This is a genomic window from Arenibacter amylolyticus (assembly GCF_002150785.1).
Classification (GTDB): domain Bacteria; phylum Bacteroidota; class Bacteroidia; order Flavobacteriales; family Flavobacteriaceae; genus Arenibacter; species Arenibacter amylolyticus.
In genome coordinates, this window is record NZ_MTAZ01000045.1 from 16,812 (window position 1) to 28,679 (window position 11,868).

The window sequence follows — 11,868 nt, forward strand, 5'->3', positions numbered from 1 at the left end:
TTAAATCATAAACATATTTTATGTAATTTATTAATTGAGTTTGCTCCCCTTGCTAATTTTATTTGGGATGACAGTAGAAATTATACAAGTGTTTCTAGTACTGGTGACGGTAATTTTGTTATTCGCCCTAGAGATATTCCCCGTAGATAAAATAGCCTTTTTTATTATTGTTTCCCTAGCCCTCTTAGGAATAATAACTCCTGAGGAAGCCGTTAGCGGATTTTCAAATAGCGCTACCATTGCCGTGTTGGCCTTAATGATATTGGCTATTGCTATGGAGGAAAATGGCGTGGTTGCTTGGCTTACATCGGGCCTGGTAAGGATCAAGGGACTTTCCGTTTACGTGATGGCACCTTTGTTTATGGTGGTGACCGCTAGTATATCGGCCTTTATCAGTACTACGGCGGTAGTGATTGTTTTTATAAAGATACTTAATCAGTTGTCTCAACGGTTTAAGGTACCCAAATCCAAATTGTTGTTGCCTATTTCATTTGCCGGTATCTTGGGGGGATCCTGTACCCTTATGGGCACCTCCACAAATTTAATCGTTAATTCGGTAGCAAAGGATTTAGGGGCACCTTCCTTGGGATTTTTCGAGTTTAGCATACTGGGGTTAATATTTTTGGGCGTTTCTGTTCTTTACCTTACAATAGCGTTACGGTGGTTGCCATGGGATAAGGATTTAAATTTAAATGAGGAATACAGCATTGGAGAATATATTACCAGCGTCCGAATTAATAGTGAATCCAATTTGGTAGATAAAAAGATTGAAGACACATTCCTCTACGACAACCCAGAAATATCCCTACTGCAGTTAATACGTGACAACCGTATGCATAATGCTCCAGGAAAATATATTACACTTAAAGCGAACGATGAACTCCTGCTGATGTGCGATATAAATAACCTTTCTAAACTGAATGAATCACAGCACCTAGGAATAAATGAGGATCCCCATTGGATGCCCTCAGAAGAGCCTAAGCAGGAGGAGGATGATGAGACCCCACAGTTGGACGAACGCATTTTTGTGGAGCTGCTGATGTTGCCAGGGGCGGCGTTGTTGGGGAAAACCTTGGGGAATTTAAGGGGATTTATGCAGCAAGATGTGTTGCCCATTGCTATTAGGAAAGGAAAATCACTTACCCATATTAGAGATAGGACCGTACGGAGTAGCGATGATAAACTGGTACTTAAAGCAGGAGATAGGTTGTTGGTAGATGTAAGTAGACAAAATATACAGGCCTTGGATTCCATAGAAAATATTGTGCTACTTCAGCAGCTTGACAGACCGGAGGAACCTGCTCCCAAAAAGAAATACTTCTCTTTAGCGGTGCTTCTTATGGTAGTGGTTTTGGCCGGAACGGGAATATTGTCCATATTAATGAGCGCGCTATTTGGAGTGGGACTGTTGCTACTGACCAATAATCTCGACTTAGATCGGGTTTATAAAAAAGTGAATTGGCAAATATTCTTTTTGCTCGCCGGAATGATTCCGTTGGGGATTGCCATGAATAATAGTGGGGCAGATTTATGGATATCCCAACAACTTTTAGGATTCCTAGGGGGGCAATCCGAAATGGTGAGTATTGGAACCCTGTTTTTTGTAACCATGGTGATGAGTGGGGTAATTAGCAACAATGCCACCGCCATTATAATGACACCCATTGCCATAGCTGTAGCTCAAGGCCTACAACTAGACTATAAACCTTTTATTATGGCCGTTTTATTCGCGGCTAACTTTAGCTTTTTTACTCCCGTTGGATATCAAACCAATACCCTGATATACGGAGTTGGAAACTATAAGTTTAGACATTTCTTTATTGTAGGGGGAATTCTAAGCCTTATTTTATGGGGGCTTGCCACGGTACTTCTTAGTAGAATGGTGTAGCTTCTACCATAACCACAAGGCAAATTAGGGTTTTGATTTGCAAACCCTTCTCCATAAAAGGCCTTCTTTTCACCATCAATAGCAAAAATTAAACGAGATAAAGTATTTCATCCCTTCCGAGTGGAGGTATTCATTTTTAAATACTATTTTGGTTCTGTCCAATGGTTCCTAACTGCCTAATTGGATGGTTAAATAGGTTCGGGTATGAAGGAATATGTGTTTTTAGGTCTTATGCTCCTTTTCCTTATTTCTTGTTCGGAAAGGAAGAAAGGGGTACTAGAAATAGAAAACCCTGAGATACCTGTTTCCCAGCTATCGGGGAAGGAATTGGCACATATTCATTGCGCCAGTTGCCATCTTTTGGTGCCTCCGGATAGTTTGCCAAAATTCAGTTGGAAAGAGGATGTACTTCCCGCTATGGCATTCCGACTGGGAATTTATCAAGGGGCGCATCAGCGCGATAGCCTATTGGCAATGGACAACGGAGGCGAACGGGTAGAGAGGGCCGGAGTTTTTCCCGATACCCCCATGATGGCGAAGGCCGACTGGGATAGGATTGTGGATTATTATTTAGAGAATGCTCCAGATGAAATGCCTTCCCTTTCCTATTCCAAGGAAATTAGCATGGGATTGCCACATTTTAAATTTCGAGAAGTAGCGTTTGCACAACGCCCCCCCTTAACAACAATGGTGAAAATTAGATCTAAGGGGAGGGGCATAGTCTATGCCGATGGTAAACAACACACCAACAACCTCACTTTTCTTAACTCCAAATTGGAAAAAGACTATGTGGTAGGGCTAAAAGCAAGTACCGTACAATATCATGAAAAAGACGATGCCCTATATGTGACCACTGCAGGGAAAAGTATTTTTCCAAATGATGCGGCAGAGGGAAGCTTGCTGCGGATATCTTCTACTAAACCAGGGGAACATTTCAATAGATCGGAAAAAGTCTTGGATAGCATGCAACGTCCCGTATACATGGCCTTTGGGGATTTAAATAACAATGGCTTGGAAGATATAGTAGCCTGTGAGTTTGGGAACCATACTGGTAAATTGGTCACTTACATCAATGAGGGGAAAAAGGGATATAGAAAACAGCTTTTGAATTCGAGACCAGGAGCTATAAAAGCCGTAATAAAAGATATGAATGGGGACGGTTTTAATGATATAATGGTTCTTATGGCACAGGGCGATGAGGGGGTATTCTATTATGAGAATCATGGGGACGGAACGTTTTTGGAAAAAAGACTCTTGTCCTTTATGCCCTTATTTGGTTCACAGTATATGGAGGTGGTCGATTTCAATAATGATGGATTAGATGATATCCTCTACGTCTGCGGAGATAACGCAGACAAGACCCCCTTCCTTAAAAATTATCACGGAATTTACATATTTCTCAACCAGGGAGACCTTCAGTTTAAACAAGCTTACTTTTATCCCTTAAATGGGGCTTATAAGGCCTTGGCACGGGATTTTGACCTTGATGGTGATCTCGATATAGCGGCCATATCGTTCTTTCCGGATTATTCTGGTACCCCCGAGGAGAGCTTTGTTTATTTGGAGAACAAGGGGAATTTGGAATTTAAGGACTATTCCTTCCCCCAAGCCACCAAGGGGCGGTGGATTGTTATGGATGCAGAGGATATGGATGGGGATGGGGATTTGGATTTGGCTTTGGGATCCTTTGTGTACTTTACCCCAGCAGGGGATACTACAGGTTTAGGAAAAAAATGGCTTACAAGTGGCCCGTCGATCATAATTTTGGAAAATACGATTAGATAGGGGGCAGATTTTCCATAAATAAACCCTGCTGACTAGAGGGTGTTAGGAAGCTAAATTTCAATACTTTTGCCAGTTCATTTTATGGACCTGCAAAATTGATTGGTATGGGAATCGAAAATTTCTTGGCATTTTTGCTCACCGCTTTATTTTTTGTGATGACCCCAGGCTTGGATACGGTCTTTATTTTGAATAAGTCCATTACCCAAGGGAGAAAAGCAGGCTTCTATGCCTCACTCGGAATAAATTCTGGGGTGTTGGTACATACTGTGTTAGCAGCCCTGGGACTTTCTATTTTAATTGCACAATCGGCCATGGCCTTTTCCTTGATAAAGTACTTGGGGGCTGCTTACCTGATTTATCTTGGAATTTCCAATTTCATTTCCAAAAAAGAAAAGTCAATGGGGAAGCCTTCTGTGGTAGGTAAGCCTAGCAAAAAACAGAGTTTTATCGCTGGCTTGGTTACTAATACCTTTAATCCGAAAGTCGCCCTATTTTTTTTAGCATTTTTTCCGCAGTTCATAAATCCCAATGAGTTAAATAATCCCATTCCGTTTGTATTGTTGGGCGTATCTTATGCCATTATTGGGATAGTATGGTGCCTAACCCTTACCTATTTTTCTGGCACCTTTTCCAAAAAATTAATGGCCAATCCAAAAGCCAATGGGTGGATAGATATAATCGCCGGAGTGGTCTTTATTGCAATGGGGCTGACGGTGGCGTTGGATAAATCTTGATAATATATGGATTAGGAGAGCTTTTGGCTAAGAGAAACTAATGATCTAATTCTCTATCCCTTCACCAGTTTTTTTATTGGTATAACAACTAGGAGGCAGAGTGTGCCTACGATCAACCCCACAATAAATTCGCCCAGAAGGGAGGGGATGCCAGAAAACCAATGGTGCAGGAACTCCAAATTGTGCATAAAGATGCCTCCAGAAACCAATAATAGGGCTATGGTGCCAATTACGGATAGGCTCCTAATCACAATGGGAAGGGCGTTTACCAAAAACTGCCCTATCTTATCAGAAATACTGTCATCCTCCTCGGTCATAGCAATGAGTTTAAACCCAAAATCGTCCATTCTAACAATCAGGGCTACAATACCATACACGCCTACCGTGGCTATTAAAGCAATGATGGAGACTACCATGATCTGGATGGTGATGGTCTGATTTACTACCGTTCCCAGGGCGATAATTACAATTTCTACGGAGAGAATAAAGTCGGTAAGGATGGCCGATTTAATCTTGTCCTTTTCCAATGCTAGGATTTCTTCTTTGGTGAGTTTCTGTTCTACCGCTACTTTTTTCCCATGTTCCCGATGAAAGAGGTATTCATGAATTTTTTCTGCTCCCTCATAGGCTAAATAGAGTCCGCCTAATAGTAATATTACGGTTACCGCAACAGGTAAAAAAGCACTTAAAGCAAAGGCAACCGGTAAAATAATCACTTTATTTATTAAGGAACCTTTGGTTATGGCCCATAATACAGGAATTTCCCTAGAGGAAACAAAACCTGAAGCTTTTTCGGCGTTTACCGCCAGATCATCTCCCAAAATGCCGGCGGTTTTCTTACCGGCTATTTTGCTCATTGCTCCTACATCGTCCATTAAACTCGCAATATCATCTAGTAAAGCAAAAAAACCTGAAGCCATATATATACAATTATAGAGGTGGATTAGATTTCAAGTTTACGTAAATAATATTTTTCTCAATGCTTTTAAAACAGTTTTTCTTGATCCTTTTGATTTTTTTGCTGATGAGGCATCATTTAATTTTTATCAGGCTGCAGTTTTGAAAGGAAATAAAGTTTATTGGGTATTTAGAATAAGAAGGGTTTCCAAAAACATTAAAACTTTAACTGTTTGGGTTAATGGATTGTTTTTCAACTCTTTAAGTTTGAATAGTGAAGAGGTGAATTGAAAGTAGTAAGAGAACACTTACCACCCTTTTAAATGAATATTAATTTAAATCTATATGATATGAAAGTTTTAAAATCAGCTATCACTTTGGTGATCATCATGATGACCTTTGGGGTCTTTGCACAGAATGAAAAAGATCAAAAAGTTATAGATGCCGCGGAAAAAGCAAAAATGCACGCGGAAAAAATGAATATAGGCATAGATCAATATTTCAAAAATGCCTCAGGCTACGTAATCTTCCCAAATGTTGGGGAAGGGGCCTTTATTGTGGGAGGAGCTTCCGGAAATGGGGCAGTGTATGAAAATGGTACCCTGATTGGAATGGCTAACCTTAAAAAATTGGATGTAGGTCTACAAGCAGGCGGACAGACTTTTACGGAAATAATCTTTTTTGAAACCGAGGAGGCCCTGAAACACTTTAAGGAGGGAAAGTATGAATTTTCCGCGGAAGCCAAAGCAATTGCCTTAGAAAAAGGCGTTGCGGCTAATGCCAATTATAAAAATGGTGTGGTGGTGTTTGTACTGCCCAAAAAAGGCCTAATGGCCGATGTTTCGGTAGGCGGACAACGACTGGCCTATGTTCCAATGAATCAATAAAAAGTGCTGCCATAATCAAAAATACCCCCTTGCTTGCATCGGGGTATTTTTTATCGGTACCTTAAGGGATAACTAACTATTGAGGCCCACTGCTTTTAATCCCAATCCTTTTTTTAGCTGTGATTTTTACCTCTATCGGTTTAATCATTCCCTCAAAGGTAATAGGTGGTCTTATTTTAAGAGTATTTTCTTTAAATTTATATAAAACATAGTCATGCAAAAGCCAAATGGACGCTTAGTGAATCAGACCTGTATTTTTACAGGTGCTAGTTCGGGTATTGGGAAAGCAGTTGCGATGGCCATGGGGATGGAAGGTGGGAATGTTGTAGTTAACTATCATTCGGGTAAAAAAGAAGCCGAGGAATTGGCTCACTGGATAAATGATAATTCCGATTGCGGAGAAGCAATCGTTTTTAAATGCGACGTAAGTGAGGAAAAGGAGGTGAAGGCTATGTTTAAAAAGACAGTTTCCCATTTTGGAACGGTAGATGTTTGTGTTGCCAATGCGGGAATCCAACTAGATCACCCCCTCCACGAAATGCCCTTAACCGATTGGAAAAAAGTGTTGGATGTTAATCTTACCGGACAATTCCTCTGTGCTAGAGAGTCTATCATCGAATTTAAAAGAAGGGGCTTTAGAAAAGAGGTTTCCAAATCCCTGGGCAAAATTATACACATGAGTTCCGTACACGAGGTTATCCCTTGGGCGGGGCATGCCAATTATGCCGCTTCCAAAGGCGGATTATTAATGTTGATGGAGAGTATCTGTCAAGAATATGGACCAGAAAAAATTCGATGTAATAGTATTGCTCCTGGAGGTATTAAAACGGATATCAACAAGGACGTATGGAGTTCTAAGGAGGGTGCAGAGACCATGCTGAAACTTATACCCTATAAGAGAATTGGGATTCCAGAGGATATTGGAAGTGTTGCAAGTTGGTTGGCTTCCGATGAATCCGAATATATCAATGGTACCACCATTTTTGTAGATGGGGGCATGACGTGTTATCCAGGGTTTACTACCAATGGCTAAGAAATACATTCCTGTAATACGGATATAAATAATAACCTTTTAATCGATACACAATGGAAACGGATAGCGCACACTGGGTTACCACATTGGAAGAGCTCCTATGTGAGATAGTTGCCTCCAAGGAAGCATATGAAGAGATGTCCCTTACAGAGGAACTGGAACGTAAACGTATTTTCTTCATGCAGCAGGCGGCACAAAGAAAGGAGTTCGAAAAAAACTTGAGGGAAGAGATTGTAGCGGTTAAGGAAGGAGGCGTATATAAACTTAAAAAAGATTCACCTTGTATTTATGATGGGGTTGCCGCCACCGTGGGCAGTAGAAATCTTACTGCTATAGAAGTAGACCGATTGATACTACAACGGGAAAAAGATCTAATAAAGAAGTACCAAGAGGTGTTGAATCACAAAAACATTCCAGATACTACCAGCGCAATTTTGCAGGCACAGGCCGAAGATATTAATGATATTATCCAGAAACTCACACTGGATTTAAATTTGGAAGAAAACAACTTTTAAAGGAACACTAAAAACACCCGAATAAAATGAAAAATATCATAAGAGCTTTGTTGGCAGGTTGGGGCGCAAAAAAACTTGGGGGAGGTAAATGCGGTTGTATAGGGGCTATCGTAGTATTTATTATTCTCTATTGGTTGCTGGGCTATGTGTTTAATTGAATCCTGCCCAATTAAAGGAATCCTTTATTTAGAGGTTGCCTTTGCCACCAAAACGTAGAACGCCATTTGAAGCAAATAGCAGCCGTATTTATCTGATTTTTATGGTAATATATTTTACCTTGAATAAATAACTAGTGCTATGTGGTTTTTGCTCCTTATTGTAGGCTACCTCTTTTTTGCCGTCATCATTGTAATAAGTGTTTTGTTACATGGGGCTAGGCCTTCCAGAACTTTGGCATGGCTCTTGGCCATTTTTACTGTTCCTGTGGGTGGTATTTTACTATACCTTTTATTGGGAAGGAATAGACGAAAGAATAAGCTCTTCAAACTAAGAAAAAAGGCCTTTTTAAACCTGCCCAAACCTTCCACGGCACAGATGGAGTCCTTTGATGGCGAGTATAAAAAAATGATGATGTTGGTGTATAAAAACTCCCAATTTCCTCCAACCCCTCATAATCGCTTACAGCTTTTAAAGGATGGGAAAACGACTTTTGAAGCTATTTTTCAGGCACTTGAGCTTGCCAAAAAACAGATACACCTACAATATTATATTTTTGAGGATGGGGAACTTGCCAATCAGTTGTTAGCACTCTTTGAGAAGAAAATTGCCCAAGGGGTTAAAATAAGACTGATTTATGACGGAATAGGCAGTTTTTCATTGAGTAAGGCATATCGGAAAAAATTAATAGCCATTGGTGTTGAGGTGATTCCCTTTTTGCCTTTTAAATTTGGACGATTCCTATCGTCCCTCAATTATAGAAACCATCGTAAAATTATAGTGGTAGATGGAAAGGTTGCCTTTACGGGAGGAATTAATATTTCCGACAAATACTTAAAAGGAGATTTAGCCTTGGGCAATTGGCACGATATGCATCTTAAAATAGAAGGGGAGGCGGCAAGCCACTTAAATTATCTTTTTTCGATGGATTGGTACCTGGTAAGTCAGACTACCATTGAACCCATTCCTAGGCTTCCATCGGAGGCCACTACTGGGGAAAATACTATGGTGCAAATTGTTTCTGGGGGGCCCGATGACGATTTCCCTGCGATGGAACAAGCCATTTTTGCGATGATCAATATGGCTAAAGACTATCTCTACATAACCAATCCCTATATTATTCCGGGGCAAGCAATTATGCAGGCTTTGCAGACTGCAGCCCGAAGCGGGGTAGATGTTCGTCTTATGCTATCGGAAAAGGTTGATGGCAAAATTGTTGGTTGGAGCGTGCGTTCCTATTTTGAGGCCATGCTAAAATCCGGTATTAAAATCTATCTTTTTCCGGAGGGATTCCTGCACAGTAAAATCATGGTAAGTGACGATACTGTTTCTACTGTTGGGACAGCTAATCTGGACGTGCGAAGCTTTGAACAAAACTATGAGGTAAATGCCATTATCTATGATCGTGAATTTGCAAAGATGCTTCGTAACGATTTTCTTAAAGATGCCAATATAAGTAGAATGCTTTCTTACCAAGAATATGTGAGCAGGCCTTGGACCGAAAAGTTAAAAGAAGGGTTTGGAAAGGTTTTTAGTCCCGTTTTATAAGATACTGGCCTCCCATCCCAATTCGTTTTCACTGTTTACTCCCTTGGCCCAGCAGTCCAAATTATAAAAGGTAGTTTCGGCAATATTACTCAGTGCCTCCCTAGTTATAAAGCCCTGATGTGGGGTAAGCAATACATTGGAAAAGGAAAGCAGTTTTTTAAGTTGTTCATCCTTAATTCCGGTTTTGGAATTGTCCCTATAGAAAGTGCCTTTTTCCTTTTCGTACACATCGGCACCGTAGGCTCCAATTAAGTGATTTTCTAAGGCGTGTATCAATGCATTGGTCTTTACTACTGCGCCTCGAGCGGTATTGAGTAACACCACCCCGTTTTTCATGATGTTTAAGGCAGCTTCATCAATTAGATAGTGGGTCTCTTGGGTAAGTGGTACATGTAAACTGATGATATCCGAATTGGAATATAGCTCCTCTAAACCCACATAGCGTACGCCGTAGGTAGCAACTAGGTTAGAATTAGGACTTAGATCGTTGGCTAAAATATGACAGCCAAATCCGTTCATAATCTTTACCATAATACTCCCAATATTCCCCGTACCAATAATTCCCATCGTTTTACCATGAAGATCAAAGCCCATTAAATCCTGTTGAGCAAAATTGTAGATTTTGGTCCTGGAATTTGCCAAAAAAATTTTTCTATTCAATGCCAAAAGCAAGGTAGTAGCATGTTCTGCAATGGCGTAGGGAGAATAGCTTGGAACATTGGCCACTTTAAACCCTAAGCGTTTTGCGGTGTGGATTTGGATGTTGTTATGCCCAGTAGAACGGAGGGTAATATGGCGCACACCTAAATCCCACAATTTCTCCAATACAACAAGGGAAGGGCTATCCCCAGAAAATATAGAGATTGTTTTATAACCAACAGCTTTAATGGCGGTGTTTATATCCAAAGCTTCCCTACAATAGAATACCTTATAGGTACCCTTGTTGGCAGCTTCCAAAAATGGAATCTCAAATTCTTTAGCACTATATACCAGTAATTTCATGCTGTTACTTCTTGATATTTTATATTAGGTTTATCAAACTATTTTTTCAGATTCACTTCCAATTCGGGTATTTTCAGCAATTGTAAGGTGGTCGATGCTAGGTTGACCTTGCCGTCTGTGGCCGAAACGGCTTGTGATATTTGGTGAAATAGTTTGTTTTTTGTGACTCTCCTCAATTTATAATCGGTAATGTACCTTAGGTTTAATGCAATCCAATTATCGGTTATGCGTAATGCCAAGGTGGGTTCTAGGGTAGCGTTTTCAATATAATAGTGGGCTACCATTTCCTCCCATTTGGCCATTGAGCTTGCTGTATATTCCGAAAGCAAACTGGTTGCAGTATCTAACATTATTTTTTTCGCCAATTCCACATCGGAATCAAAGGTTATTAGTATATCCAGTTCATCCCAAATAAAGGGGAAATCCATGGAGTAGTTCTTTATGGGGCCTTTAAAAACAAAAGCATTGCTTATTTTTATAATTCTACCAGAATAATTATCACTACTTACCCATTCGCCCATTTCCATTAGGGTGGTATAAATACTATCTATGTCAATAACATCGCCTTTAATCCCATTGATTTCTATACGATCCCCGGGTTTATAGACACGCACAAAAAAGATATAAAAAGAACCTGCTATACTCAGTATAAGCTCCTGCAAGGTAAAGGTGATTCCCGCGGTAAAAAGACCAATAATAACAGTGTAATTCTCTATGTTATCTACCGTAAAGGATATCAATACCAAGATGCCGATTAGTAGATATCCAATTACCTCCACTCCTTTTTGGGCTTTGTACCGTATGGATAGGTCGCTTATTCGCTTTTTTAAAAGTTTCCTTAAAAAACCTATTACCAGCACAATGAAGAGTACCCATAGGAGTAGCTTAGTGACTCTAACCACAATGGGATTATCAAAAAAGTCGAGGAGTTCTATCATATAGCATTCATATATTACTACCTAAAAACAGAATAGGTTAGGCGCTATTTTTTTATCGACTATTTTCCGTTTTTAAAATAATCCCGTACCAAGGCTTTTACCTGATTTTCGGTCATACTATCCGACTTAATTACTCCCTTTAGTTTACTGGCCAACGCCTTGTAATTCTCTGTCAATTCCTTCTTAAACTTTTCATTCGTATCGGCAGGGCCGAAAAGAGCAATCGCATCGGCATCCGCTATGGCATGGGCCAGGTTGCTGAAATACGCTTTTAATTGATGCTTTTCGCGCTCTAGAAATTTACTGTCTTGTATTACATCTTGTGGCCCCCATTTTGCCGACCTTGTACCAGATCCGCCATGCGGTCTATAAAACTCTAAATCCGACATGATAGTTTCAAATCCTTCTTCATTTCCCGAAAGCCTCACAATGTGAGCTTTTTCTTTGTCCATCCAAATCCCAAAATTTTTCATAGTATTTATTTT

12 protein-coding genes are annotated in these 11,868 nt (G+C 40.1%); 8 read left to right on the top strand and 4 right to left on the bottom strand.

Annotated features, from left to right (window positions below; genetic code table 11):
• The first annotated feature begins 67 nt into the window (after positions 1-67).
• The 3 genes from BV214_RS13845 (at position 68) to BV214_RS13855 (ending at position 4,407) form a co-directional block, all read left to right on the top strand.
• Complete coding sequence (locus BV214_RS13845; RefSeq protein ID WP_086478105.1) at positions 68-1,888, top strand: SLC13 family permease; 1,821 nt, start codon at positions 68-70, stop codon at positions 1,886-1,888.
• Between the two features lie 204 nt (positions 1,889-2,092).
• Positions 2,093-3,673 carry an FG-GAP repeat domain-containing protein gene (locus BV214_RS13850; RefSeq protein ID WP_086478106.1) on the top strand — a complete coding sequence of 527 codons (1,581 nt, stop codon included), beginning with the start codon at positions 2,093-2,095 and terminating at the stop codon, positions 3,671-3,673.
• 104 nt (positions 3,674-3,777) lie between these two features.
• On the top strand, positions 3,778-4,407 hold the full coding sequence (locus tag BV214_RS13855; protein WP_086478107.1) for a LysE family translocator: 630 nt from the start codon (positions 3,778-3,780) through the stop codon (positions 4,405-4,407).
• A 53-nt stretch (positions 4,408-4,460) separates the two neighbouring features.
• Here the strand turns inward: BV214_RS13855 and BV214_RS13860 are convergent, their stop codons facing one another.
• Entirely contained in the window at positions 4,461-5,327 is an 867-nt protein-coding gene (locus BV214_RS13860) for a DUF808 domain-containing protein (RefSeq protein WP_086478108.1), read from the bottom strand.
• A 327-nt stretch (positions 5,328-5,654) separates the two neighbouring features.
• On the opposite strand from BV214_RS13860, the gene BV214_RS13865 reads away from it, so the two are divergent.
• The 5 genes from BV214_RS13865 to cls all read left to right on the top strand — a co-directional run bounded on the left by BV214_RS13865 (position 5,655) and on the right by cls (position 9,443).
• Positions 5,655-6,191 carry a lipid-binding SYLF domain-containing protein gene (locus BV214_RS13865; protein ID WP_086478149.1) on the top strand — a complete coding sequence of 179 codons (537 nt, stop codon included), beginning with the start codon at positions 5,655-5,657 and terminating at the stop codon, positions 6,189-6,191.
• Positions 6,192-6,405: 214 nt separating this feature from the next.
• Complete coding sequence (locus BV214_RS13870; RefSeq protein WP_086478109.1) at positions 6,406-7,224, top strand: SDR family oxidoreductase; 819 nt, start codon at positions 6,406-6,408, stop codon at positions 7,222-7,224.
• Between the two features lie 53 nt (positions 7,225-7,277).
• Complete coding sequence (locus tag BV214_RS13875; protein WP_086478110.1) at positions 7,278-7,739, top strand: hypothetical protein; 462 nt, start codon at positions 7,278-7,280, stop codon at positions 7,737-7,739.
• Positions 7,740-7,765: 26 nt separating this feature from the next.
• Entirely contained in the window at positions 7,766-7,897 is a 132-nt protein-coding gene (locus BV214_RS17080; protein ID WP_262483080.1) for a hypothetical protein, read from the top strand.
• 139 nt (positions 7,898-8,036) lie between these two features.
• Positions 8,037-9,443, top strand: a complete 1,407-nt coding sequence (gene cls, locus BV214_RS13880; protein ID WP_086478111.1) for a cardiolipin synthase — start codon at positions 8,037-8,039, stop codon at positions 9,441-9,443.
• On the opposite strand, the gene BV214_RS13885 is transcribed toward cls, so the two are convergent.
• From BV214_RS13885 to BV214_RS13895, 3 genes are read right to left on the bottom strand one after another with little or no spacing between them, the layout of a single operon-like run.
• Positions 9,438-10,445: a 2-hydroxyacid dehydrogenase gene (locus tag BV214_RS13885; RefSeq protein ID WP_086478112.1), complete on the bottom strand. Its 1,008-nt coding sequence runs from the start codon at positions 10,443-10,445 to the stop codon at positions 9,438-9,440. The genes cls and BV214_RS13885 overlap by 6 nt on opposite strands.
• Before the next feature lie 38 nt (positions 10,446-10,483).
• Complete coding sequence (locus BV214_RS13890; protein WP_086478113.1) at positions 10,484-11,383, bottom strand: mechanosensitive ion channel family protein; 900 nt, start codon at positions 11,381-11,383, stop codon at positions 10,484-10,486.
• Between the two features lie 59 nt (positions 11,384-11,442).
• Positions 11,443-11,856, bottom strand: a complete 414-nt coding sequence (locus BV214_RS13895; protein WP_086478114.1) for a hypothetical protein — start codon at positions 11,854-11,856, stop codon at positions 11,443-11,445.
• Between the last annotated feature and the right edge of the window lie 12 nt (positions 11,857-11,868).